This window comes from Alteromonas sp. H39, assembly GCF_047556435.1.
In the GTDB taxonomy this organism is placed as follows: domain Bacteria; phylum Pseudomonadota; class Gammaproteobacteria; order Enterobacterales; family Alteromonadaceae; genus Alteromonas.
On sequence record NZ_CP180210.1, the window covers coordinates 1,164,691 to 1,190,575 of the forward strand.

The window sequence follows — 25,885 nt, forward strand, 5'->3', positions numbered from 1 at the left end:
CACTTTCTTAGAACATCTGAATGTAGTGTACCCTAAAAGCGCCACCATAAGGAACGCAAAAAACGTAACCAGATCTGTCATTTCCCCCGGGAAATTGTATAACAGGGTTGATATTCACTGCCTGGAAGCTTCATCCGTTGTTGTGCAACAAAAGATTTCAGTAATCCGTCAATGCGGGTCATCAACGCCGGATCGCCCGTCAGACTGAACGGACCATGTTCCTTGATTTGCTTGATGCCTTCGGCTTTCACATTACCCGCGACAATCCCGGAAAAGGCTTTACGCAGCACCACAGCGAGTTCTGCTGTACTTTGATTGTGGTGAAGTGCCAGTTCACTCATGGTTTTGTGAGTGGGGATGAACGGCTGTTGAAATGGCTCATCAATTTTTAACGACCAGTTGAAGCTGAATGCATCCCCCATAGCGCGTCGGTACTTGTCCACTCTTTCCAGGCCAGCACGCAATGTGCGAGCGACTTCCTGAGGATCATCAACAATAACCTGGTACTTGCTTTGCGCCTCTTTGCCCAGTGTCGCGCCCACAAATTCGTCAATGGCTTCAAAATAACCCTCTGAACCTGCCGGGCCGGTGAGGATTACCGGAAACGGCTGTTGTGCATTGCGTTCATTCATCAGGATCCCGAGTAAGTAAAGCAGCTCTTCCGCGGTGCCAACACCACCAGGGAAAATCACAATACCGTGAGCAGCCCGAACAAACGCTTCCAGACGCTTCTCAATGTCAGGCATGATGACTAACTCATTAACGATGGCATTGGGCGGTTCGGCGGCAATGATGCTGGGCTCGGAAATGCCAATATAACGGCCGTTTTTGTAGCGCTGTTTGGCGTGCCCAATCGCGGCACCCTTCATGGGGCCTTTCATGGCACCCGGACCACATCCGGTGCAGATATTCATTTCGCGCAGACCTAACTGGTAGCCGACTTCCTTGGTATACTTGTATTCGGTCAGGTTTATTGAGTGACCACCCCAGCACACAATCGTATTGAGCTCATCATTGCCTTCTAATACTTTAGCGTGACGCAGCATATCAAAGACCATGTCGGTGATACTGGTGCTGTCCAGAGGCGCGGATTTATGCATAAAAGCATATTTATTGCCCATGTAAAGCAGGTCTCTGAGAACGGCAAAAAGATGTTCATGAACGCCGCGTACCAGCTTACCATCGACAAATGCAACCTCTGGTGGGTTTACCAATTCAATTTTGACGCCTCGCTCGCGACGAATCAGTTTGATATCGAAGTCTTCATAGGGCGCAAACAGCATTTCATAATCGTCTTCATCCACGCCACTATTCAACACCGCAAGACAGCAGTTTCTGAACATGTCGTACAGATCGCTATGCGTCGTGTCCTGAAGCTGAGACACCTCGACCTGCGATAACTGGCTCATCCATCCTACGGGATTTAACTGCACTTTTTTCATAACACCTCGTCCTGGTCGGTGACAACACAATTGCGGCCATCATGCTTGGCCTGATAAAGGAATTTGTCTGCGCGATTGAATGCTTCATCCGGCGTATCTCCGGGTTTTAGACACGTGGCGCCAAATGACGCGGTAATCGTCACTTTTTCCTGTTTAAACTTGAACGGTGTACGCGCCAGTGAATCTCTCAGCTCATCCAGTTTTACAAATAATGCCTGTGGCGACAGCCCAGGCAGCAGCATCACAAACTCCTCTCCGCCCCAGCGGGCGATAAAATCTTCACTTCCCAGTTTCTTACGGAAATGCCTGCCAACGACTTGCAGTGTTTTGTCGCCAGCGGCATGGCCGAACCGGTCATTGATAGACTTGAAGTAATCGATATCAGCTACTGCAATGGCCAAGGGTAGCTGCCTGCTCTCAAACAGTTCAAAAGCACGCTCAACGCGCTCATTGTAGGCTTGGCGATTTGGAAGACGAGTGAGCGCATCGGTCTGGCTGGAGAGAATTTGTTCGGCCAGTTTTTTGCGGTAATTTTGTGTTTGAGTCTGCAAGTGAGTTAACTGGCTTTGCATTGACGCCAGTAATTTCATCAGTTCATGCTGCTCGTCCTGATCAGCCTGCTCTCTCTTTGACAGTGTCGATGCCAGCGACTTCACGTAATCCTGAGCCTGGTGTTTGAGCTTTTCAAGCGATTCACTTTGTTTTACCGCATCCTCAATAGTGTCGAGCTGTGCTTTTAGCTGAATGTTGGCAGCTTTTCGGGCATCGAAACTGGCTTTGGATATATCAATTGTCTGACTGACATTCTGATTAATTTGCCCAAGGCTTTTGTGCAGGCTCTGAATGACCTTGCCCGACAAGCTGGCTTCAGACATGGCCTCCTGTACAATCATACGGATAATAAGTACGCAGCTTTTCAGCAATTCATCCTCGCTCATTCCATGCAATAATCTCGCTTTCAACCGCGCCAGTTGTAAGTCATCCGGGCGTTTGCGGGAATAATTGTCTATGAGCAGATTAAGCTCTTCCAGAATGGCCTCATAATGTGCACTTTTTGCCGCCTGTCCGGGGAGGTTCGCAGCGTCATCTGCACCTTGGGGTTTTCTGATACCTGAGGCATAAAACTGACTTGCACGCTGATAAAGCGCCAGAGTATTAAATAAATCTCCGGCAGGCTGATGGAGTTTTACCAGAAGTTGTGTCGCGGTTTGCTGTACAACAGGATCTGCCGACAGTGCCTGCTGAAACTGTTTAACGTCACGTTCAAGGTCGCTAAGCGCCTTATGAATAAGATCGTCTGCCGCATCTCCGGCGCTCTGGAGTTTGGTATTGAGCTTGTTAATGCTGACGGTGGCAAGCGTGAAATTCGGAGAACCAGCCAGATGGCCGCGAAGGGTTTGCAGTTCTGCATCAATGTCCTCAGACATGCCTTCATAAAACTTACTCAACCTGATAATAAAGCGCGATAATGTTTCCGTGTGGGCTTTAAGTGACTGGAGTTGCTTGCCATCCATCCTAATTCATCTCCGGGCAGGTGAGTCTTCTACTAGTGTGACACACAATTGGCGGTTCTTCCGCTTTATTGTCTGGCAAGTCTATGATTCGGATAGGGCTTTTCAAAATTTGACCGAAATGGGTTGATATCAAGACCTCCGCGTCGGGTATAGCGTGCATTCACCGTCAGCTTTTCAGGCTGACATTGCTCTAGAATGTCACAAAATACTCGCTCAATGCACTGTTCGTGAAACTCGTTATGTTGCCTGAAACTGATGAGATATTTCAGCAAGGAGGCATGGTCAATAGCCGGGCCTTCGTAATGTATCTGGATAGTGGCCCAATCCGGCTGGCTGGTTATCAGGCAGTTAGACTTCAGCAGGTGACTTACCAGTTTTTCTTTGGTGGTATGGTTTGCTGTTTTAAGCAGCGCCGCGTCAGGTTGGTAAGCGGTAATCTCAACATCAATATTGTCGATGATATCCCCCTCAGGTTCAATCATCTGAAGCTGTCCAAAGCTGTCCGGCAGATAAATGCTGACGTCAAGTTCGCTGCCGGCGCAGGCGGATAAGTCGTTTTTGATGGTGCGGGCAACCTCATGCTCATCAGTAAAGCAAGTCTGGTTAAAACTGTTTAGATAAAGTTTAAAGGACTTGGATTCTATGAGGTTTGGTGATGTTACCGGTACGCTGCATTCCAGAATCGCCACACATGGCTTCCCTTTAGGATTCAGCCAGGAGAGCTCATATCCGGTCCAGACATCCACGCCATCAAACGGTAAGTTTTCAGGTGTCAGGTTAATTGAGTCACGATTCAGCTTGCGCGGCACCCCCTGCAGCAGAGCCGGGTTATACTGTGACTCATAGCTGACGGACTGACCTAAGGTGAGGCCTTCAGGCACATCAAAGGGCGTTGAATTCTTTTTTTCGCTCATACTACACTACACTTTAGGAAATTCTGGCTTACTTGACTTTGTCAGGATGAACGATAGTGTACCGCAAAACAGCTTACACACCTATAATGACAATGACCCTTGATACTGCCCTTGACGACTTCATTGCCCGATTCAGACAACAACACAATGATATGACCATTGAGTTTGACCCCGAGTGGCCGTCTCCCTGCTATGAGCAAACCGCTGAACCGGGGGCTATGGTGCCGTGGTCTCCGGTACGTCAGACCCAACAGAACCACTTCAGGAATGTGGAATCCGCTCTGGATCTTACGCTGGATCCGCAATATTGCGCCTATTTCACACGTTACTACAGCGAGAACCTGCCAGCCAGTGCTGAGCAGGGCAACTGTGAGTTATTGCAAGTATGGAATCAAGACGATTTTGAACGGCTTCAGCAAAACCTCATAGGTCACCTGCTAATGAAAAAGCGGCTTAAGCAGCCTCCAACCCTTTTCTTTGCGCTAACCGATGAAGATGATTTTATACTGACGGTGGACAATGACAGCGGCAGCGTCATGCTGGAACAAGTTGGAAAAGTACCTGTTAAACCCATTGCAAAAGATCTGCTCTCTTTTCTGTCAGGGCTGTCGCCGCGCTAACGTAAAGGTTAATTCTGCCTCTGCCATAGCTAACCGCGCTGACAGAGGCAATTTGCGGATTATTCCTTTTGCCAGTCGCTGAGTCGTTTTTCTAACGTAGCGACCGCACCTTCAAGGGCTGCCACTCTTTTCTCAAGACGCGTGATTGTTTCATCCTTGTTGCTGGTATCGGCAGAGGTTTTTTTGTTACTCGCCTGATACGCTTTCACAGCGTCAATAGCCTGAGTCACACTTACCTTAAATGGCGCTTTTGCCCGCAATAAGGCGATACTTGGTGTGCCTCCTTCATTGGCAATCTGGTGACAAAACATGACGAGTTTTTGGATCAGGTCGTTATCTCGCATAAAGATTAGTGATAAGAGAATTTGCAGATAGCTTACAAAAAGGCATTATAAACTCAACTCATTTTACTGTAACACTGCCTCAAACCTTACCCTAAACCAGGTTCTGACACAGAAAATTCCAGGTAACATTAACGTTTTCAGTTAAGGCTTCCTCGCTAGCGCGGTACAGTCGGGAAAACATGCCTACTTCACTGACAGAAAATCAAGTGTCGCTAGTTTCTGTTCCGGTTCCCAGCTATTGGCATTGCACAGCAAAAGGCCTGAAGTTATCGCTGGCTCTGGCGTTTAGTCAATAGCCGGATGCCACGACAGATTAACGGATCCTGTTGTTCCTTTGTGTTGGCTTTTTTCGCTAATTATTAGTCTATTCTGCAATTTTAAGCGTTATTTTCTCTGGTAGGTTTTTGTTCATATGCAACAAAATCAATGATTTATAAATTGGCCTTGTTTTTGTTTATTCCTGCACAGCACAAGCATTACTTCTATAAGGAATAACAATGAAAAATTTGGCTCTGCTACTCGCACTCACTGCTCCCGTTATGTTGTCTGGTTGCGTTATCGTAAGTGGCGATAATGACAGTAAATACTCGCAAGACTGGGAAGACCGCGAATACAACAACCGCAAGCATATCTCACAACTCGAGCTGGATATGACTTATGAATCTATTGTAAGGAAAATGGGGGTTGCAGACTTTAACGAGCTGCACCAGAAGTCAGACGGGACCTACCGGGTGTTGTTCTACCGTACCCAACGTACGATGGAAGATGGTCTGACCACAAAAGATGAGTGTACGCCACTGGTATTTAAAAATGGCAGCCTAATCGGTTGGGGTGACAGCGCTTACGCGCATATCTGATGATAGTGTGTTTAAATAACGCCAAAAGTTAACATTAAGTTAACATCCACTCCTTTTTTCGCTACAGTGCGTATTCTGTTGTGTGAAAAGTGACCTGCCAGGTTGTTTCACTACAGCACGTTACTATAGCGAAAAAGGAGAGGGTTATGACTTCTGCAGCAGCTGCAAAAATATCGCCGGTAAATCCGGACAACATCAAGGCTGTCTATCTCAGTGCTGACGATCTTAAGGTGGCTGCATCTCTGCTGTATAATGCTTACTTTGATGATCCGCTCTTTGTCGATATTTTCCAGGCTGAAAAAGAGGGCTATGAAAGCCGCCTGCGTTCAGCAATAAGGGAAGAACTTAATGCTTTTTGGGTGTCGCGACAGCCTATGGTGGGGTTGTTTGATGATGGCCGCTTATTGGCTGTAGCATGCCTGACGAGCCCTGACGCAGCTTTTGGTGCAGGTCGTTACTGGCACTGGCGTTTGAAAATGCTGCTGACTGCCGGGTTGTTTGGTACCCGCCAAATGGTTGAAAAAGAAGAGCGGGTGCGTGCAAATGTACCGGCAAAAGATTATCACATGCTGAGTTTTATTGCGGTGCATCCGGATTATCAGCATCATGGATTAGGACATATCCTGATGGGCGCTATCGACAGCGTTCTTGAGGAAGACGCCAAAAGCGAAGGCGTTGCGGTTTATGTCACCTTGCCTAAATGCCTGTCATTTTTTGCCGATGGACGGTACAACATGATAGGGCCGTTGGAAGTAGGCCACATCACTGGCCATATAATGTTCAGACCTCGCAACTAGTTGCTGACTTTTATACCGGGAGCGCAAGGTTTGAGCGTCCCGGTTTCTCAATTATCCCATTCCCGTGTAAGACATTTCCTACAAAAGTGTGAGATATCCAACGAATTTTTCTGACGATTTTTTTATACTTTAGTCTAAAGGCATTGAAAATATTAAGCTTTTAGATAATAGCCAAATGTAGATCACTTTTTCTCCTTAAATTATTTGTAATTGCATGTAGCAAAGTTTAGCAGTAGCTCTACTATAGTAATCGTCACAGGGAAACACGACGAGTCAGGAAGACATACGGACAACCCAGGACAACCCAGGACGGGAATGTCGGCGCAGGATGGTCGATAACAAAGGAAAGCATGGACAGGGAACTCAATCAGGAAGATTGCAGGGACACCTTCAGGATGAAGATACTGACTTAGGATAAGTCAGAGTCAGGATGACGAGGAACACGACCAGGAGGTCGCAGGACAAGCTCAGGACGAGCAATGCTACATCAGGATGTGTGGTATTAAAGGATGTAAACAAGGATTTGTGAAAGGACTAGCAAAAGGACAACTTCAGGGACGAAGAATGCTGCATGGAGGATGTGCAGTGAATATAAGGAAAAAGGGAAAGGGACCTGCTTAAGGATGAGTAGCTCGCACAGGATGTTGTGAGAAAAGAAGGAAAGGGGCGTATAAGGATTTGAATCTGGATGATTTTAGTCGCAATGGAACGCTGAGAAGGAAGCTCAAAATTCATAAGAAGCGGTAGCGTTTGCTACCGCTTTTTTTGTATTTGCAGACATTGCACGAGCAGCATGCAGAGCTGATAACTTAATAGCGATATAGGATTACGGTATCGCTTTCTGTCGTCCACGCCAGCAACTTTACCCGCCCGGCGATACCGGCGGACTTAGCCCTTGTTATCTTCTGTACTTTCCTTGAATGTATTGAAGCGACAAATGAGGAGACTGTTATAACTGCGCAGGATGTAGGCAGTTTGATATAAGGATGGCAACAACCGTCATCGAACGCGTTTTCCCATGCAACAGGTCAGGCATCGGGGGCTCGCGCATGGTAACAATAGCGACGCGCACAAACTTTGAGCACAAAACTCAGATGCGTTTGTCTGATCAGGCTAGCTGCTCTGGAGTGGCTCTTCGGACTGCAGGCTCTGCCGCTTTTGCGGCTAGTATCAGTTTATTCGGTAGGGAGGCAGTGACGTCTTAATGACCTGTTTACCAATAAAATACATGCAGCCGCTGTACCGGTCCTCGCCGTTACCGGAAAACTCGAAAATAAATTCACTATACCAATCCAGTTTGCCATGCCTGCCAGAGAGACGGGTTTTCTGTCTGGCCACAGAAAGCAGTTGTAATTGATTCTGATCGCAATACTGGCGGGCATAGTCATTGGCCTTCTCGCTGATACTGCGGATACGCCAGAACTGAAAAACGACAAGCCCGATAATCAGCCACAGGGTAAGTTCACCTAATGTCATTTATTTTACCTGCTGTGTTTGTGAGAACAACGCACCAATGGCGCTGCTAAGGCGTGAACTGCGCGCGTCGTCACGTAATACTCCCAGTACCTGTGATCGTAATGCAGGTACTTGGACCAAATCAGCAAAGAAGCCCTGGAACAAAGCGCCTTGCATTCGTGTGACCTCGTCTACCCTGGCGGCTTGTTCGAAAAATAGCTTGATCCGCTGCGCGTCAAGCTGTGTGAAGTGACGTGCAGCCAGCACACTTAATGTGTCTATATCCAAACCGTCATATTGCAGAACGTCGTCAATAACAGAACAGACGCGAGTATCTCTGACTGGTAGCGCCAGCCCTCTTAGCGCCGATAAGTTCAGGCCATCGGGAGTGTACAAGACGCTTTCAAATGCTCGAAAAAGTGACTCGGATACAGGAACCACTTCACAAGATTCCATCAGCGCGTCTCTGAACGCTGGCGCTAACGCGCTAAAGCGGTCGGCAACAGTGTCACCGAGCTCGCCATCAAGCTGATACGCCAGATCAGCAATTCCCTGAACGGGGATCTGTTGCCAGTCCTGCACACCAGGAGCCTGTATATAGTTTTTTGCCAGGTCAAAGCCTGATGAGGCGGGCAGTGACAGCATTTGCTTTATCTTGGCATTCGTTTGCGCCATCAGACGTTGTGGCGGCACAAAAGAGTAGGGATTATCCGGAAGTGTCTGTGCATTTTCGGTGTCATCGGCCAGACTCGACCCTAATGCATCAATGATTATTTGCAGAAAATGATTTCTGGATGCACTCACCACAAGCCCGCGCTCGTCTAATGGTAGCTTGAGAAACCAGATATAATGTTGCGTTGCGGCCTGCGTATTCCAAAATACAATCGCAAACCAGGCGTGTTGCTGACGTGGCTTTGGGGCCGGCATTTGCGCCCCTTCAATCTCCAGAAATGTCTGCGTATCCAGTTCATCCAGTCCCCGACCAAGATCTAGCACCCGGAAATTCGTTCCGGCGTGAAGTAAAAATTCACTGATTGATTCGATGCTGGCAGCGCTCATAGACGTTTCATACTCCGGCGTAAAAGGCGCCGTATTCTATCAACCTGTATCCTGTTAGGCCAGTAATTGGACGAGATGCCTCTGTCGCATGAACTTCGTCTTTCACAACACATCAGCACGTGTCTCAACTGCCTGGAAGCGTTTAAGTAACCTCACAGGTAGCGAGTTATCACAGGCGTTTGGTACTTCATTCGAAGCGAAAATGTATCCTGATAATAAAGGGGAGAGGCGTCCTGAGCGACATTTGCAGGCAGAGCCGTTATACTTGCGCGCGTTTAATTCACACCATCAAAACGATCTCAGGTAGTTCATGGACAATGCACTAGCGCTGTTAAACAAGTTAGAAGTTCAGCTTAAACGTGAAGCGTTATGGTCAGAGAAGGCAATCGGTGATGAGCCATTGAAGAGTCAGGTACCATTTGCCGCAGATACAATGGCGTTTGAGCAGTGGCTGCAGTTTATTTATTTGCCCCGGCTACGCGACTTAATACATAAGCAACACACCTTGCCCAGGGCGATGCAGGTCGCGCCTGCAGCTGAAGTGTACTTGCCGGAGCAGGTTACCATTATACAAGTTCTCAGGCTACTTGATGCGCTGGCGGCAGAGCAACCCTGATGAGTGAGTTAACAATCCTTTATCAGGACGAGTCGCTCATCGCGATAAATAAGCCGCCTGGCCTTCTGGTGCATCGAAGCCCTATCGACAAAAAGGAAACGCGGTTTGCTGTCCAGCAGCTACGCGATCAGATTGGCCGCCATGTGTTTCCGGTGCATCGTCTGGACCGGCCAACGTCCGGTGTACTACTTTTCACTTATTCTGGTGATACCGCGAGTCAGCTGGGGACCCAGCTAATGCAAAAGCAGGTCAAAAAGCACTATGCCGCTGTTGTCAGAGGTCATATGCGCGGCACCGGGTTTATCGACTATCCGCTTAAATACCGTTACGATAAATTCGCTGATAAAGATAAAAAGCGACAGCTAGCGCCACAGTCTGCGCAATCCGAGTACACCGCAATCCATCGCTTTGAGCTGCCATATCCCTCTGGTCGATATGCAACATCAAGATTTTCGTTAGTACAGTTATCGCCGAGAACCGGGCGCAAACATCAGTTACGTCGTCACTGTGCACATATTCGTCATCCTATACTCGGAGACACCACCCATGGTGACGGTAAACAAAACAAATTTCTCCGCGAGACGTTTACATTTGAAAATTTGGCCTTAAGTTGTACACAACTGGGATTTTTCCATCCCGATAGCGGGAGGTGGATGGAAATAACGTCCCCTGTACATGAGGCGATGCAAACATTGCTTAATCGCTGGCAACCCTGGCAGGTAGACTAATTTAATTATCAAATTGAGGTATACATGACAACACTGAAAATTTTTGTCGGTACAGTATACGGTAATGCGCAGCATGCCGCAGAAGAGGTAGAGAAAAACTTAAAAGACGCAGGGCATGAATGTGAGCTGTTAAGTGATCCTGATGTATCTGACTTTACCGATGCAGATGCCATTTTGGTGGTTACCTCAACGACGGGGCAGGGCGATGTTCCCCCGAATCTGGAGTTTGTCTATTCAGATTTAAAAGACGAGTTTCCGCTTTTGACCGACAAACCTTTCGCCGTTGCGGCACTGGGAGACAGTAGTTATGGCGAGACATACTGTGGCGGTGGCAGACATTTTCATGAATTATTAACCGAGCTACAGGGCAATGCAGTGGCTGATATGCTGGAAGTCGATGCAATTGAGACACTGGAGCCTGAAAAAGACGTTACCGATTGGGTGATGGGTATAAAAGATAAACTATACGGCGTATAGTCAATTCGAACCCGTGCCAGTCAACGCGTCAATAGAAGCATGGAGGTTGAGTCTGATGCAAAAATTAAGTGCAGACTACTTTCTGCCGAATCGCTATCTTGGCGTGTGGTCACGGCACGCTGGTAAGTGAAACACGGAATAAAAAAGCGGCGTGTTGCTACACGCCGCCTTTTTGTACTCAAAAATTACTCTGCACTTCTCAGCAGGGCGTTGATTCCCACTTTCGCGCGGGTTTTCGCATCCACTTTCTTCACGATGATCGCAGCATACAAACTATAGCTGCCGTCTTTGCCTGGCAAGTTACCTGGCACCACTACTGAACCAGCTGGCACGCGGCCATAGTGCACTTCACCGGTTTCCCGATCATAAATACGGGTGCTTTGGCCGATGTATACGCCCATCGAAATCACCGCGCCTTCTTCAACAATAACACCCTCAACAATTTCTGAGCGCGCACCGATGAAGCAATTGTCTTCAATGATAGTAGGGTTGGCCTGAAGTGGCTCCAGCACACCGCCTATACCTACGCCGCCAGAAAGGTGTACGTTCTTGCCAATTTGCGCACAAGACCCAACCGTAGCCCAGGTATCAACCATCGAGCCTTCATCGACATACGCGCCAATATTGACGTATGACGGCATTACAACGACATTTTTGCCAACATAAGAACCGGTTCGCACGGCAGCCGGTGGCACAATACGTGCGCCTTCTGCTGCAAACTGTGCTTCCGTGTAATCGGTATATTTCAGCGGAACCTTGTCGTAAAACTGGCTTTCAGCACCATCAATAAGTTTATTGTTGTGAAGACGGAAATAGAGTAGCACAGCCTTTTTTAGCCACTGATGAACCACCCATTCCCCGGCAATTTTCTCAGCAACCCGGGCTTTCCCTGTATTGAGCATCTCAATGGCATCAGATACTGCTTTTCTGACCTCTTCAGGTGCCGCAGATGGGCTGATGGCGTCACGGTTTTCAAAGGCATCTTCGATAATGGCTTTCAATTCATTCATGGTATGGTGATATCTTCAAGTTGATCGAGTTTAAACAGGATTTGCTTTTTCAGCGCCACCTGCTGTTCCTGGGTTAATGCTTTGCCAGCATCATTGCTGACAATAAATATATCTTCTGCGCGTTCGCCGATGGTGGCGATTTTAGCAAGTTTTAGCGTGACCTGGCAGTCTACAAAGGCATGTCCGACTTTTGCCAGGATCCCGGGCGCATCCAGCGCTTCAAGTTCGACTAAGGTGGCATCGTCGCCAACGGTAAAAAAGCGAACCTTGGTGGGAACGTCTAACTGACGCATTTGACGCGGCAGTTTACGCTTATTGTCATGCGCCCGTCCAGGCTTCTCAAGCTGTTCGTAAATGGCTTTTTCCAGTGTTTTGATGCGCGATTCTGATGACAGCCGTGACCCATCATTTTCCAGTACCAGAAGGCTGTCAAAGACATAACCATCGCGGGTAACGGTGATATGGGCGTCGTGTATAGAACAATTGCGACTATCCAGTACCGATGCGACCTGCGCAAACAGCGCTTTGCGATCCTTACCGTATATCAGGATTTCGGTCCCGCCTTTGGCGCTTCCGTCATTCGCTCTTACCAGTAAACGCGTATCATCGGCGCTCATCCAGTCTGCCTGTGCGTTAATAATCTCCTGGGTATGCCACGCAATTTGCGCAGGCTTGAAACGCACGAAATAATCGTCGTCCAGCCGCGCCCACAGCATGTTTACCGCGTCCATATCGGCGCCTTGTTCTGACAATGCCTGTTTCGCAAGCTGTTTGTGAGTTTCCACACGTTCGTTTAGTGTGACCTGACACTGCAGACCATTATCCAGCGCTTTTTGCGTCATCAGATATAGTTCACGAAGCAACGACGCTTTCCAGTCGTTCCACAAATTGTCATTGGTAGCGCGAATGTCGGCCAGGGTGAGCGTATACAGCAAATTCAGATGGGTATGACTTCGCATTGCGCCGGCAAATTCGTTGATCACATCCGGATCGTAGATATCCCGTCGCTGTGCAACGACTGACATCAACAGATGATTCTCTACCAGCCAGCTGATAAGGTGCGCGTCGTCGCTGGGGATCTTATGAAGTTCACAGAAGTCCAGCACATCTTGTGCGCCCAGGGTAGAGTGATCACCGTTTCTGCCTTTGGCAATATCGTGGAATATAGCGGCAATATATAAAATCTCAGGCTTGTCGAGGTTACGGCAAATGCGTCCGCAGCGGGGAAATGCTTTATTCTCTTTTGAGAAGTAGTGATTAACGTGTTTTACCAGACGATGCGTATGTTCATCTACGGTATAGGCATGGAACAAATCAAACTGCATCATGCCCACAATGGCATCCCACTGTGGCAGATACGCCTGTAAGATGCCGTATTGGTGCATGATGTCCCATGCAAAGTCAAAAAATTTAGGGTGACGAAACAGTGCAATAAGTTTGTCACGACAGGCTTCACGCTCTACGAAGTATTCGGTTTCAAAGGCGCGATGGGCATCTCGAAGTTGTCTGATACAGTCTGTGTCCAGGCCTTTCACCTCAGGCGTGTTAGCGATTAACATGAGGAAATCGAGTATGGCTTCCGGACTGTTAAACACGTTGTCGTGCCGTGGCGAAATCATATTGTCGAGCAGGCTAAACTCGTCATTGATGTGCAGCGTGTGCTGAACGGACTGGTTAAGCATGTCGTAACTGAAGCGTTGTAACAGCATTCGGTTAAGCTCGGATACGCGTCGCACCACACGGAAAAAATCACGCATCATTTTTTCAACAGAGCGCTTGCCCTCATCGCCATAGCCAAGCATGGCAGCGACATCGGGCTGATAATCAAACAGCAAACGGTTTTCGCTGCGACCGGCTACCAGGTGAAGGGCGCAGCGGATCTTCCACAAATGCATGCGACAGGTAATAAGCTCGCTGTGTTCCTGTTCGGTGAAATAACCGTGACCTACCAGATTCCAGCCGTCGTATTCTTTAAAGTGTTTCTTCGCTACCCAGCCAATAGACTGGATATCCCGTAAGCATCCCGGGTTCTCTTTGACGTTTGGCTCCAGGTTGTAGGCAGTGCCATTGAATTTTGCGTGACGGGCTTGCTGCTCATCATATTTGGCAGCAAAAAAAGCCTTACTGGTCCAGGTATTACGGCCGTTAACTTCTTCCCACAACTTTTCAAAGACAGCTTCGCTGCCACAAAGCAATCGACTCTCTACCAGATTGGTGGCTATTGAAATATCTTCTTTTGCCAGTTTCACGGTTTCTTTTATGGTTCTGACTGACTGCCCGACGTCAAGCTTAATGTCCCACAGCAGAGTAATAAACTGTCCGACCTTTTCCTGCGCATCTTGTGGAAGCGGCTTTTTACTGACGATCAGTAAATCGATGTCAGAATACGGCTGTAAATGGCCTCGTCCATATCCACCTACTGCACAAAGTGCCAGCTCCTGCTCTGATGTCAGTCCAAACAACTCCCATAAATGGCAAAGCAGCGCATCGACAAACTGAGCGCGGCCGGTGACAAGCTGGTTTACCGGGATGGTGTCGAATGAGGTTTTCAGCCAGTCATAACTGTTATTGACACATTGCTTGATAGCAGGCAGGTCATCGACGCTGGTAATGGTGTCTACTTGTTCTATTACAGATTGCAGAGTCAAAATTTGCCTTTTGTCGTTACTTCAAAGAAAAACGCTCTGAACCATAGCATGAATTAAATAAAATTCGCAGTGCCAAAGTGGCGCATAAGCAGCACCAAAAAGTGAATAGATATGAAAAAATAATATTAGGCAGAGAGAGGGGAATGAACGACGGAAATGAACTTGGTGACGACGGCACATTTGTCACATTATGTATGTGAAGGGGATAAATCTGCCACACGCTGTGGATCAGCAAAAATGCAGTGGCGGGGATAATACCCCGCCAACCGCTTTAGCTATGGCTGATCACGCGCGGAATATCTTCTTCTTCACGAAGCGTGAGAATTTCGACACCGTCTTCAGTTACCAGTAATGTGTGTTCCCATTGCGCACTAAGGCTGCGATCCTTGGTTACCACGGTCCACTGGTCTGGCAACACTTTAGAGTAACGTTTGCCGGCATTGACCATCGGTTCGATGGTAAAGCACATGCCCGGCTCCAGAACATCTCCTGTGCCTGGGCGACCATAATGAACAATCTGCGGTTCCTCGTGAAAGCCGGCGCCAATGCCGTGACCGCAGTATTCACGCACAATTGAATAGTTATGCGACTCTGCGTGCGTTTGGCAGGCATGACCGATATCACCCAGTGTTGCGCCAGGCTTGACCAGCTTGATGGCATTGTAAAGTGCTTCCTGCGTGACGCGCACCAGGCGCTCAGCGAGAATACTGGGTTTACCCACAATAAACATTTTTGATGTATCACCGTGGTAGCCGTCTTTTATTACGGTAACGTCAATATTAATAATATCACCGTCTTTTAACTTTTTGTCAGACGGAATGCCGTGACAAATACAGTGATTCACCGACGTGCAAATAGATTTAGGAAACGGCGGATGTCCATAATTTAATGGGGCCGGAACCGCTTTTTGTTCATTGACAATGTAGTCGTGGCAAATCGTATTCAATTCGTCAGTTGTGACGCCTTTTTTTACATGTGGCGTGATCATGGTTAATACGTCAGAGGCAAGCTTGCCAGCAATACGCATTTTCTCAATTTCTTCAGCGGTTTTGATAATAGCAGCCACTGTGACCCTCGATATCAGATAAAACGGTTTGCGCACGCAGCTCTACTTGCCGTGCGCCGTTGATGAACAATATGGTAACGGTAAAGGCTGCCGCTGTATAGTCGATGGGCTTTCAGCGAGGCGAAATGGTGTTTGAATACTTGTGTTTAATGGCATGTCATGGTATAAAGCGCCCGCCTTCGAAGACTGTCAAAAAAACTCCGGTTTTTAAACAGGCCTGGTAAAGGTACGAATCTATTAATAAAACACACATACACTGTGACTTTTTATCGGGGTGTCTGCGTAAGCGGATCGATACAAAGGGTGTATGGAGGCCTAACCCCAAGAGGAAATTAAAATGGCTAATGTTTCTATGCGTGACATGCTGAAAGCCGGCGTGCATTTCGGTCACCAAACCCGTTACTGGAACCCTAAGATGAAACCTTACATCTTTGGTGCTCGTAACAAAGTTCATATCATCAACCTTGAAAAAACAGTACCTCTGTTCAACGACGCACTTAACTACCTGTCTGGCGTTGCCGCTAAGAAAGGTAAGATCCTGTTCGTTGGTACCAAGCGTGCTGCGGGTGAAGCGGTAAAAGACGCAGCGGTAAAATGTGACCAGTTCTACGTGAACAAGCGTTGGTTGGGCGGCATGCTGACAAACTGGAAAACAGTTCGCCAGTCAATCAAGCGTCTGAAAGATCTTGAGCAACAAAGCCAAGACGGTACGTTCGAAAAGCTGACCAAGAAAGAAGCTCTGATGCTTCAGCGTGAAATGGACAAGCTGGAAAACAGCCTGGGTGGTATTAAAGACATGGGCGGTCTGCCTGATGCAATTTTTGTAATCGATGCTGACCATGAGCACATCGCTGTTACAGAAGCGCGCAACCTGGGTATTCCAGTAGTAGGTGTTGTTGATACTAACTCTAACCCAGATGGCGTTGACTACATCATCCCAGGTAACGATGACGCGATCCGCGCTATCCAACTGTACCTGGAAGCTGCTGCCGACGCTGTAAACAGCGGTCGTGAAAGCAACCTGGAAGTACAAGCTGAACAAGACGACTTCGTAGAAGCGGCTGAGTAAGCAACGACACGATGATGTGTTGTCATAGTGCAGACTTATGGCAGCGCTACATTGAACGTGTTTTAAGGGGCGCAATCGCCCCTTTTCCTATCAAATTCATTTTAATGCTGAGGAATTGAAAAATGGCAGTGACTGCAGCACTAGTTAAAGAACTGCGTGAGCGTACCGGCGCGGGCATGTTGGATTGTAAAAAAGCTCTGGTTGAAACCGATGGTGACATCGAACTGGCCATCGAGAACATGCGTAAATCGGGTCAGGCTAAAGCCGCTAAAAAAGCTGGCCGTATCGCCGCTGAAGGTGTGATCCTGACTAAAGTGGAAGGCAACCAGGCGACAATGCTTGAGCTGAACTGTGAAACTGATTTCGTTGCACGTGACGACAGCTTCCTGAAGTTCGGTAACCTGGTTATCAACGCCGCCGCTGAAAACAACATTAACGACATCGACGCGCTGATGGACGTTGAAGTTGAAGGTGGTAAAGTCAGCGAAGTGCGTGAAGCATTGGTTGCGAAAATCGGCGAAAATATTTCTCCTCGTCGCGTTATCAACGTTGAAGGCGACAACCTGGGTGCATATGTGCACGGCGGTCGTATCGGCGTTATCGCAATCCTGGAAGGTGGTGACGAAGAGCTGGCGAAAGACGTAGCAATGCACGTTGCAGCAGCAAGCCCGCAGTTCGTTAAGCCTGAAAACGTTCCTGCAGAAGTGGTCGAGAAGGAAAAAGAAATCCAGATCGAAATCGCAATCCAGTCTGGTAAGCCAGCGGAAATCGCTGAGAAAATGGTTGCTGGTCGTATGAAGAAATTCACCGGCGAAGTGAGCCTGACAGGTCAGCCTTTCGTGAAAGATCCTTCAATCAGCGTTGCTGAATTGCTGAAAAGCAAAGGCGCAGACGTTATTAACTTCATCCGTTTTGAAGTGGGTGAAGGTATCGAGAAAAAATCTGAGGACTTCGCGGCAGAAGTTGCAGCGCAGATGGAAGCGGCCAAGAAATAATTGGGCGTTTGACTTTTGCAATCTGCGATTGTCGGATACACTACGAGCACCTCTTCGGAGGTGCTTTTTTATAAGTAAGGCTCACACTTTTCGGCTTATCGGAGCAGAAGTAAAGTGAAGAGTCGGTTTGTCCTATGTTTTCCTCTAAGAAGCATAGGACAAGCCGAGTTCATGAGGACAAATCAAACAATGAGTATCACACCTAAATCTGCATACCGACGCATTTTACTAAAGCTTAGTGGTGAAGCCCTGATGGGGTCAGAAGGCTTTGGTATTGATCCGAAAGTCCTCGATCGTATGGCGCAGGAAATCAAAGAACTGGTTGAACTGGGTGTGCAAGTCGGATTGGTAATAGGTGGTGGCAACCTGTTCCGTGGTGAAGGGCTGGCGAAAGCTGGCATGAACCGCGTAGTAGGCGACCATATGGGCATGTTAGCAACGGTGATGAACGGACTGGCAATGCGCGACGCTTTACATCGTGCATTTGTGAATGCCCGCCTGATGTCTGCTATTCCACTAAATGGTGTGTGCGATGCTTACAACTGGGCAGAAGCTATCAGCCTGCTTAAATCCGGTCGCGTCGTTATCTTTGCCGCCGGCACCGGCAACCCGTTCTTTACCACCGATTCAGCTGCCTGTCTTCGGGGTATCGAAATTGAAGCCGATGCAGTATTAAAAGCCACCAAAGTTGACGGTGTTTACAGCGATGATCCGGTAAAGAACCCGGACGCCACGCTATACAGTTCTCTTACGTATCAGGAAGTGCTTGAAAAAGAGCTTAAGGTAATGGACTTGTCAGCCTTTACCCTTGCCCGTGACCACAGTTTGCCCATTCGTGTGTTTAACATGAACAAGCCGGGATGCCTGAAGCGGGTTGTAATGGGTGAGCCAGAAGGTACCCTGATTGATCACGCAGAAAGCGTTAATTAAAAAAATAGGAACACGATTGTGATTGATGAAATTGAATTAGATGCGCAAGAGCGTATGGAAAAAAGTATCACAGCACTGAAAAGTCAGTTCAGTAAAATTAGGACGGGTCGCGCGCACCCCAGTTTGCTGGATGGCATTCAGGTCCCTTATTATGGTGTGGATACACCGTTAAAGCAGGTGGCAAACGTGATTGCTGAAGACAGCCGCACGCTGGCTCTGACCGTGTTTGACAAAAGTGCAATACAGGCAGTCGAAAAAGCGATTATGCAGGCGGATTTGGGCTTAAACCCAATGAGTGCTGGCACCACGATTCGTATTCCTTTACCGCCGCTGACAGAAGAGCGTCGTAAAGATCTGATCCGTGTGGTACGAAATGAAGCAGAACAGGGCCGAGTCTCTATCCGTAATATTCGTCGTGATGCAAACAGTGATGTGAAAGAGCTGTTGAAAGAAAAAGAAATCAGTGAAGATGAAAGCCGCGCAGCGGAAGAGAATATTCAGTCAATTACTGATGATTTTATCAAGAAGGTAGACTCGATGCTTTCGGATAAAGAAAAAGAACTGATGGAAGTATAAATAACGTCATGTTAGGAAAGCGGTCTAGCGCAAAAGCAGCGACGCCTGAGGTGCAGGCCGGTGTAGCCGGCCCTCAGCACGTAGCCATTATTATGGATGGAAACGGTCGCTGGGCGCAAAAGAAAGGGAAAATTCGAACCTTTGGTCATAAAGCCGGAGTGGAGTCGGTGCGCGCGGTGGTCCGTTTTGCCCGGCGTACCGGCATCAAGTCCTTAACACTCTTTGCGTTCTCCAGTGAAAACTGGAAGCGGCCTGAAGAAGAGGTGAGTGTGTTGATGGAGCTGTTTAATCTGGTGTTAAACAGCGAAGCGAAGCGATTGCATAAAAATGGTGTTCGCCTGAAAGTGATAGGCGATGTGGATGCTTTCGACAGCAAGCTGGTGGAAAAAATCCGCAAAGCTGAGGCCATGACCGAAGACAATCAGGATTTGGTATTAAATATCGCAGCTAACTACGGCGGGCGCTGGGATATTGTTAATGCAGCAAAGTCTGTCGCAGAGGCGGTTAGCAATGGTGAACTCCAGCGTGATGATATCACCGAGGCAGTATTCAATTCTTTTACCTCAACCGCATCGTTGCCGGAACTGGATCTGCTGATTCGTACCGGTGGCGAGCATCGCATCAGTAATTTCTTGCTATGGCAGTGTGCGTATGCGGAGCTGTACTTTAGCGATGTGTTGTGGCCGGACTTTACCGAAGAGGTGTTCCAACTGGCCGTAGATGATTATAATGTTCGCCAGCGTCGCTTTGGTCTGACCGGTGAGCAGGTCGCCACAGTTCAAAGCTAGCCCTGTGCCGAGGCACAATATAAGGCCTGACGACAGGAGCTGAAAGCCTACTATGCTAAAACAACGAATAATAACAGCACTGATTCTTGCACCACTGGCCTTGATGGCCATTCTGTTTTTACCAATATGGTGGTTTGAACTGGCCATCGCCGGCGTAGTCGCGTTGGGTGGCTACGAGTGGGCAAATATGTCGGGCATTACTGAGCGCCCGAAAAAAATTCTCTATATGATTGCGACCTTCGTGATCTGCATACTTCTGACGCTGGCCGTTGATTCTTCTATGATATGGTATCAGGGCCAGTTGCACTGGTTTTATCGAGTGATACTTGGCCTCGCTATCGTGTGGTGGGCCGCGTCGCTGATCATGGTATTGGCGTACCCTAAATACACAGCTTTGTGGCGCAACAGTCGCAGCGTCAGAACGCTGTTTGGTTTTTTAACGCTGATCCCTACCTGGGTGGCAGTTATCGCACTACGCACCAGTTTGCATGATGTCGATCCCTTCTATGGAGCGTCATTAATCTTTTATGTGTTAGGCATAGTCTGGGCGGCGGATATTGGCGCATTCTTTGTCGGCGTGAAGTTCGGCCGTCATAAACTACGACCAAATGTCTCACCGGGTAAATCTCTTGAAGGGTTGTTGGGTGGTATTGCAGCGTCATTTGCCATTATTGCTTTTGCCGCTCTGCACTATCAGGTAGAGCCGTCCCGGATCTGGCTTCACCTGCTGATAGGCGGGGTAACGGTAGCAGTATCGGCGCTGGGCGATTTGAATGAAAGTATGCTAAAGCGTTGTGCTGGTATCAAAGATAGTGGACGAATTTTGCCTGGCCATGGCGGCGTGTTGGATCGTATTGACAGCCTTACCGCCGCGTTTCCGGTATTTGCGTTTTGCTATGTTACCTGGATGGCGTAATGCAGACAGTCACAGTGTTAGGAGCTACCGGCTCTATTGGATGTAACACGCTGGATGTCATCTCACGACATCCTGATGATTATCGGGTGTTTGCTATTACCGGTAACAGTCAGCTGGACCTGTTAATGCAGCAGGCCAAGGCCTGCTCGCCAAGATTTGTGGTAGTGGCTGATGAAAGTCTGTTTGACAACGCCAGGCAACTGGCCGCACGTTACGGTGTGACCGCTGATATTCTTTGCGGTCAGCGAGCGTTGGAAGAAGTAGCCAGTGCCCCAGAAGTGGATATTGTCATGGCTGCCATCGTCGGTGCCGCGGGTCTCATTCCGACACTTGCAGCGGTAAAAGCGGCTAAAAAAGTCTTGCTGGCAAATAAAGAAGCACTGGTCATGTCCGGCGCGCTGTTCATCGATGCTGCAAGACAATCCGGCGCCACCATTTTGCCTATCGACAGCGAACATAATGCGATTTTTCAATGTTTACCCCAGGATTTTGAGTACGGAGACCTGCACGCTTCCGGTATATCCAGCATTCTGTTAACCGGTTCGGGTGGCCCGTTCAGGGAACGTGATATTTCTACCTTCAAAGATATAACGGTAGAAGAGGCCTGCCATCATCCCAACTGGGATATGGGCCGAAAAATTACCGTCGACTCCGCCACTATGATGAATAAAGGCCTGGAGTTTATCGAAGCATGCTGGCTGTTTGGTGCGAGTGCCGATGACATCACCGTGGTGTTGCATCCACAGAGCATGATCCATTCTATGGTGCAGTATGTGGATGGGTCGGTGATTGCGCAAATGGGCAATCCGGACATGCGCACACCGATCGCCTACGGCCTGGCCTGGCCGCAGCGAATTGATGCCGGCGTTGAGAGGCTCGACTTTAGTAAAATCGCGAGCTTCACTTTCGATACGCCGTGTATGGCACGTTATCCCAATTTAAAGCTCGCCATAGATGCGTGCCGCTCGGGGCAGGCAGCTACCACGCGCATCAATGCCGCCAACGAAGTGGCGGTAGAGGCGTTTCTCAATAAGCAAATCAGGTTTACCGATATCGCCAGAGTGAACGAAGAAACGCTCAATAAGATGGAACCTATGACAGTTTGCTCACTCCAACAGATTCTGGAGCAGGATCACGCTGCCCGGGAAGTCGCGCAACAAATCATCAGAGGTTTTTCATAGTGTTTTCCTTTTTCTGGAGCCTGGCGGCATTCATTGTCGCACTGGGTATCCTGGTTGCTGTACACGAGTGGGGGCATTTTTACATTGCCCGGCGCTGTGGTGTAAAAGTAGAGCGGTTTTCTATTGGCTTTGGTAAGCCGTTATGGCGCCGCACTGACCGCCACGGCACGGAGTTTGTGATCGCGGCTATCCCATTAGGTGGCTACGTTCGCATGTTGGATGGCCGCGTTGATGAGGTGCCGCCTGAGTTGCAGGATAAGGCTTTTAATAACAAGCCGGTCGGGCAGCGAATGGCAATCATCGCCGCGGGGCCGGGCGTAAACTTCTTATTTGCGATATTCGCATTGTTTGTGATGTATCTGGTTGGGTTACAAACCGTTAAACCGATAGTGGGCGATGTGACTAAACAGGCTATTGCTGCTGACGCCGGCATGCAGGCGGGTGATGAAATTATTCAGGTAGGCAGTCGCGAAACAGCCGACTGGGAAGCCGTAAATATGGAATTGGTTTCGCAAATAGGAAGTGATTCAGCGCGCGTCATTGTACAAAGAAACGGCAATCAGCAGGAATCACTGACTCTTTCACTGTCAAACTGGAACTTTGACCCTGATAAGGAGTCTGCTTTAAACAGTTTGGGTATCGTCCCGTTCAGACCGCAGCCAACGCTAGAAATAGCATACATAGGTGAAGGGTCTCCGGCAGAGTCAGCCGGTATTCAGGTTGGCGATAAGATACTGGCAATGAACGACGTCGATGTCGCCAGTTGGCAATCGTTGGTGGATACGATCACGGATATGCCGGGAGAAACAGTAACGATAACTGTACTTCGGGATGGACAGGAGCAACGGATCAATGCCACCATTGCGCGTCGCGATACGCCGGAAGGTCAGAATGGCTATCTGGGTGTCAGTCCGAATTCAGAACCGTGGCCGGAAGGTTACGTGTTTACTCATCAGTATGGTCCAATCGATGCGATTGCCAACGCTATGGATAAAACCTGGCGACTGATGACGTTAAGCGTTGAAATGCTTGGCAAGCTGATTACCGGTGATGTCTCGGTGAAAAATCTCAGCGGCCCCATTTCCATCGCTCAGGGAGCAGGGATCAGTGCTGGCTACGGTCTGGCCTATTTCTTAAGCTTCCTCGCCTTAATCAGTGTGAATTTAGGCATTATAAATTTGATACCGTTGCCCATGCTTGATGGCGGCCACCTGATGTATTTCATCATTGAGTGGATAACCGGCAAGCCAGTGTCTGAAGCGACACAGGAATGGGGATTTAGGATCGGTGGCGCTCTGCTCTTTATGATCATGGGACTCGCTATCGTTAATGATATAGCCCGCATAGTTTAGATACTCGGGTAAAAGAATAACGCTAACAGCAAACGCGGCCAGGAAAAGAAAAATAGATGAAGTTAAAACAGTTAGTAGCAGCCGGAATGATGTTATCCAGTGCTAGCTTTGCCAATGCTGCAACATCAGACAGTGAATTCGTTGTCGATGATATCCGGGTAGAAGGTCTTCAGCGCGTAGCACTGGGTGCCGCATTGACCTACCTTCCGGTGCAGGTTGGGGACAAACTGAATACGTTCAGGGTAACGCAGCTTATACGTTCTCTGTATTCATCCACTCACTTCGAAAATGTCGAAATTCTTCGTGATGGCAATACGTTGCTTGTACGCGTATCTGAGCGCCCCACCATCAGTAACATCATTTTTGATGGCAATGATGACATTAAAGACGAGCAATTGCAGGAAAGCCTGGATGGCAATGGTATTCGCGTTGGCGAGCCTTTGGACAAAACCGTGCTGGCGTCTATCGAGAATGGACTGAAAGATTTCTTCTATTCTATTGGTAAATACAACGCCGATGTGACAGCGATTGTGACGCCATTGCCGCGAAACCGTGTTGACTTAAAGTTATTGTTCGAAGAAGGTGATGCGGCTGAAATTCAGCAAATTAATATCGTTGGTAACGAGCTATTCTCCGATACTGAGCTTATGGAAGACATGGAGCTTCAGTACGATACACCATGGTGGGATTTCTTATCCGAAACCCGCTACCAGCAACAGACGTTGCAGGGCGACATGGAAACCTTGCGTAATTACTATCTTGACCGCGGTTACCTGCGTTTTAATATCGACTCGACGCAGGTGTCGATGACGCCGGAGAAGTCGGGCATATACATTGCGCTGAATGTTACCGAAGGCGAACAGTACACCATTTCTGAAGTGGAGCTGGTGGGTGATCTGCTTGGCCACGAAGAGTACATTGAGCGCGTGCTGCCGCTGACACCGGGTGAGCTGTATAATCAGGCCGAAGTGACTTATACCGAGGAATTTATCAGTAAATATCTTGGTCGCTTCGGTTATGCCTATCCAACGGTTACCACCGTTCCGGATATTAACGACGAAGATAAAACCGTTAAGCTGACACTCTCAGTTGATCCCGGTAAGCGCATTTACGTTCGCCGCATTAACTTCAACGGTAATGTGATCACAGCCGACAATGTGTTGCGTCAGAACGTCTCGCAAATGGAGGGGGCGTGGCTGTCCAATGGCATGTTGGAGTCGTCCAAAAACAGCCTGTCACGTCTGACCTATATGGAAGAGGTGGAATTTGAAACTATCCGTATCCCGGGCCAGGACGATAAGGTCGACGTTGACTTTAATGTAAAAGAGCAGCCCTCGGGTTCGTTCAATGCGGGTATTGGTTACGGTGATCGTACTAAACTTAGCCTTCAGGCGGGGATCCAGCAGGATAACTTCCTAGGGACCGGTAAGCGCATTGGTTTCAACGTCAGTACTGTGGCCTATCAAAAGTCTGCACAGATTACTTACAATGACCCTTTCTTCACCATCGACGGAATCAGTTTGGGGGGAACCATTGGTTATTCCGAGTTTGACGGTTCTGACTTTAACGTCATTCAATACAACTCGAAACAGTGGTCTGTCGGCGCGAATATCGGTTATCCGATTAACGAATTTAACCGGATTAATTTTGGCCTTACGTACTCGAACGTGGAGTTGTTTAACCGCGGGTATTACGAGCAAACCGAGCAGTTTTATAATCAGTTCCTCGACAATAGCGATCCTGATGCGGCGATTAACTACCATAGCTATCTGGCGAGCGTAAGCTGGAGTCGAAGCACGCTTAACCGCGGACTTTTCCCTACCGCAGGCTCGACGCAGCGCGCATCATTCAGCATTACTACGCCAAACTCTGACGTAAATTATTTCAAAACCATCTTTGACGGTAAGTGGTATTTCCCGCTGTCCAGAAATCAACGCTGGTCTTTCCTGGCAAGATTACGTCTTGGTTACGGTAACGGGTATGGCGATATCAACGGCAACGAGCAAATCCTGCCGTTCACGGAAAACTTTACGGCCGGTGGTAGTGATACGCTGCGCGGGTTTGAAAACAACACAGTGGGGCCACGGGGTATCGAGCGAATTTCCAGTGGCACCATTACCGGACCGGACGGCGTGCAGTATCCTGCAGACCCTTCCCGCGACGTGCTTCGAATTTCACGCCGGAGCCTGGGCGGGAATGCCATGGCACTGGGTGGTGTAGAGTTAATCGTCCCTACGCCATTCGTAGAAGAGGACATGGATAATTCAGTACGAACCAGTCTGTTCGTTGATGTGGGTAACGTCTGGGATACAGAGTTTGATTACAACAGATATAAAGACCTCAGACCCTATAGCTCTCGGGACATTCTGTTGGACTATTCAGACTGGACACAGTATCGTAGTTCCGCTGGTATTTCTGTACAATGGATATCACCAATGGGTCCGATGGTTTTCAGTTTTTCGAGAGCAATTCAGGAACGTGAAGGCGATGACGCAAAATTCTTCACGTTTAATATCGGACAGACATTCTAA

At 48.4% G+C, this 25,885-nt stretch carries 24 protein-coding genes; 15 read left to right on the plus strand and 9 right to left on the minus strand.

Annotated elements, in window-relative coordinates; genetic code table 11:
* Nucleotides 1-77: 77 nt before the first annotated feature.
* The 3 genes from ppnN to queF form a co-directional block, all read right to left on the minus strand.
* Complete coding sequence (gene ppnN / locus ACLBLI_RS05045) at nucleotides 78-1,442, minus strand: nucleotide 5'-monophosphate nucleosidase PpnN (RefSeq protein WP_414830052.1); 1,365 nt, start codon at nucleotides 1,440-1,442, stop codon at nucleotides 78-80.
* Nucleotides 1,439-2,956: a GGDEF domain-containing protein gene (locus tag ACLBLI_RS05050; RefSeq protein WP_414830053.1), complete on the minus strand. Its 1,518-nt coding sequence runs from the start codon at nucleotides 2,954-2,956 to the stop codon at nucleotides 1,439-1,441. Before ACLBLI_RS05050 ends, ppnN begins: the two co-directional genes overlap by 4 nt.
* A gap of 65 nt (nucleotides 2,957-3,021) precedes the next feature.
* A complete protein-coding gene (gene queF / locus ACLBLI_RS05055; protein WP_414830054.1) occupies nucleotides 3,022-3,870 on the minus strand; it encodes an NADPH-dependent 7-cyano-7-deazaguanine reductase QueF in 849 nt (282 codons plus the stop codon).
* A gap of 86 nt (nucleotides 3,871-3,956) precedes the next feature.
* Here queF and syd point away from each other — a divergent pair, with 86 nt between their 5' ends.
* Nucleotides 3,957-4,490 (plus strand): SecY-interacting protein, encoded by a 534-nt coding sequence (gene syd, locus ACLBLI_RS05060; RefSeq protein WP_414830908.1) that lies wholly within the window; start codon nucleotides 3,957-3,959, stop codon nucleotides 4,488-4,490.
* Between the two features lie 59 nt (nucleotides 4,491-4,549).
* Here syd and ACLBLI_RS05065 read toward each other — a convergent pair whose 3' ends face one another.
* Entirely contained in the window at nucleotides 4,550-4,834 is a 285-nt protein-coding gene (locus tag ACLBLI_RS05065) for a hypothetical protein (protein ID WP_414830055.1), read from the minus strand.
* A 497-nt stretch (nucleotides 4,835-5,331) separates the two neighbouring features.
* Between ACLBLI_RS05065 and ACLBLI_RS05070 the strand changes: the two genes are divergently transcribed.
* On the plus strand, nucleotides 5,332-5,691 hold the full coding sequence (locus tag ACLBLI_RS05070; protein WP_414830056.1) for a DUF3192 domain-containing protein: 360 nt from the start codon (nucleotides 5,332-5,334) through the stop codon (nucleotides 5,689-5,691).
* 146 nt (nucleotides 5,692-5,837) lie between these two features.
* Complete coding sequence (locus tag ACLBLI_RS05075) at nucleotides 5,838-6,488, plus strand: GNAT family N-acetyltransferase (protein WP_414830057.1); 651 nt, start codon at nucleotides 5,838-5,840, stop codon at nucleotides 6,486-6,488.
* Nucleotides 6,489-7,658: 1,170 nt separating this feature from the next.
* Here ACLBLI_RS05075 and ACLBLI_RS05080 read toward each other — a convergent pair.
* The gene (locus ACLBLI_RS05080; RefSeq protein WP_414830058.1) at nucleotides 7,659-7,964 is read right to left on the minus strand and encodes a DUF3301 domain-containing protein; all 306 of its coding nucleotides are present in this window, start codon (nucleotides 7,962-7,964) and stop codon (nucleotides 7,659-7,661) included.
* Entirely contained in the window at nucleotides 7,965-9,002 is a 1,038-nt protein-coding gene (locus ACLBLI_RS05085; RefSeq protein ID WP_414830059.1) for a DUF3549 family protein, read from the minus strand.
* A gap of 310 nt (nucleotides 9,003-9,312) precedes the next feature.
* Here ACLBLI_RS05085 and ACLBLI_RS05090 point away from each other — a divergent pair, with 310 nt between their 5' ends.
* Genes ACLBLI_RS05090 through ACLBLI_RS05100 form a run of 3 tightly spaced genes read left to right on the plus strand, consistent with a single transcriptional unit; the run spans nucleotide 9,313 to nucleotide 10,823 of the window.
* On the plus strand, nucleotides 9,313-9,618 hold the full coding sequence (locus ACLBLI_RS05090) for a YqcC family protein (RefSeq protein ID WP_414830060.1): 306 nt from the start codon (nucleotides 9,313-9,315) through the stop codon (nucleotides 9,616-9,618).
* Nucleotides 9,618-10,346, plus strand: coding sequence for a pseudouridine synthase (locus ACLBLI_RS05095; protein ID WP_414830061.1), 729 nt, complete (start codon nucleotides 9,618-9,620; stop codon nucleotides 10,344-10,346). The genes ACLBLI_RS05090 and ACLBLI_RS05095 overlap by 1 nt, the downstream gene beginning before the upstream one ends.
* 24 nt (nucleotides 10,347-10,370) lie before the next feature.
* Complete coding sequence (locus ACLBLI_RS05100; RefSeq protein ID WP_414830062.1) at nucleotides 10,371-10,823, plus strand: flavodoxin; 453 nt, start codon at nucleotides 10,371-10,373, stop codon at nucleotides 10,821-10,823.
* Between the two features lie 185 nt (nucleotides 10,824-11,008).
* On the opposite strand, the gene dapD is transcribed toward ACLBLI_RS05100, so the two are convergent.
* The 3 genes from dapD to map all read right to left on the minus strand — a co-directional run bounded on the left by dapD (nucleotide 11,009) and on the right by map (nucleotide 15,547).
* Complete coding sequence (gene dapD / locus ACLBLI_RS05105; RefSeq protein WP_414830063.1) at nucleotides 11,009-11,833, minus strand: 2,3,4,5-tetrahydropyridine-2,6-dicarboxylate N-succinyltransferase; 825 nt, start codon at nucleotides 11,831-11,833, stop codon at nucleotides 11,009-11,011.
* On the minus strand, nucleotides 11,830-14,481 hold the full coding sequence (glnD, locus tag ACLBLI_RS05110) for a [protein-PII] uridylyltransferase (protein ID WP_414830064.1): 2,652 nt from the start codon (nucleotides 14,479-14,481) through the stop codon (nucleotides 11,830-11,832). The genes dapD and glnD overlap by 4 nt, the downstream gene beginning before the upstream one ends.
* Nucleotides 14,482-14,752: 271 nt before the next feature.
* On the minus strand, nucleotides 14,753-15,547 hold the full coding sequence (map, locus tag ACLBLI_RS05115; RefSeq protein WP_414830909.1) for a type I methionyl aminopeptidase: 795 nt from the start codon (nucleotides 15,545-15,547) through the stop codon (nucleotides 14,753-14,755).
* Nucleotides 15,548-15,884: 337 nt separating this feature from the next.
* On the opposite strand from map, the gene rpsB reads away from it, so the two are divergent.
* From rpsB to bamA, 9 genes are all read left to right on the plus strand, one after another.
* Entirely contained in the window at nucleotides 15,885-16,616 is a 732-nt protein-coding gene (gene rpsB / locus ACLBLI_RS05120; RefSeq protein ID WP_414830065.1) for a 30S ribosomal protein S2, read from the plus strand.
* 122 nt (nucleotides 16,617-16,738) lie between these two features.
* A complete protein-coding gene (gene tsf / locus ACLBLI_RS05125; protein WP_414830066.1) occupies nucleotides 16,739-17,611 on the plus strand; it encodes a translation elongation factor Ts in 873 nt (290 codons plus the stop codon).
* Nucleotides 17,612-17,800: 189 nt separating this feature from the next.
* Nucleotides 17,801-18,541: a UMP kinase gene (gene pyrH / locus ACLBLI_RS05130; protein WP_414830067.1), complete on the plus strand. Its 741-nt coding sequence runs from the start codon at nucleotides 17,801-17,803 to the stop codon at nucleotides 18,539-18,541.
* 18 nt (nucleotides 18,542-18,559) lie between these two features.
* A complete protein-coding gene (gene frr / locus ACLBLI_RS05135) occupies nucleotides 18,560-19,117 on the plus strand; it encodes a ribosome recycling factor (protein ID WP_414830068.1) in 558 nt (185 codons plus the stop codon).
* Between the two features lie 8 nt (nucleotides 19,118-19,125).
* Nucleotides 19,126-19,905, plus strand: coding sequence for a polyprenyl diphosphate synthase (gene uppS, locus ACLBLI_RS05140; protein ID WP_414830069.1), 780 nt, complete (start codon nucleotides 19,126-19,128; stop codon nucleotides 19,903-19,905).
* A gap of 52 nt (nucleotides 19,906-19,957) precedes the next feature.
* Nucleotides 19,958-20,821, plus strand: a complete 864-nt coding sequence (locus ACLBLI_RS05145; protein ID WP_414830070.1) for a phosphatidate cytidylyltransferase — start codon at nucleotides 19,958-19,960, stop codon at nucleotides 20,819-20,821.
* The gene (ispC, locus tag ACLBLI_RS05150; RefSeq protein ID WP_414830071.1) at nucleotides 20,821-22,002 is read left to right on the plus strand and encodes a 1-deoxy-D-xylulose-5-phosphate reductoisomerase; all 1,182 of its coding nucleotides are present in this window, start codon (nucleotides 20,821-20,823) and stop codon (nucleotides 22,000-22,002) included. Before ACLBLI_RS05145 ends, ispC begins: the two co-directional genes overlap by 1 nt.
* Nucleotides 22,002-23,354, plus strand: a complete 1,353-nt coding sequence (gene rseP / locus ACLBLI_RS05155) for a sigma E protease regulator RseP (protein ID WP_414830072.1) — start codon at nucleotides 22,002-22,004, stop codon at nucleotides 23,352-23,354. Before ispC ends, rseP begins: the two co-directional genes overlap by 1 nt.
* A gap of 56 nt (nucleotides 23,355-23,410) precedes the next feature.
* Nucleotides 23,411-25,885 carry an outer membrane protein assembly factor BamA gene (bamA, locus tag ACLBLI_RS05160; RefSeq protein ID WP_414830073.1) on the plus strand — a complete coding sequence of 825 codons (2,475 nt, stop codon included), beginning with the start codon at nucleotides 23,411-23,413 and terminating at the stop codon, nucleotides 25,883-25,885.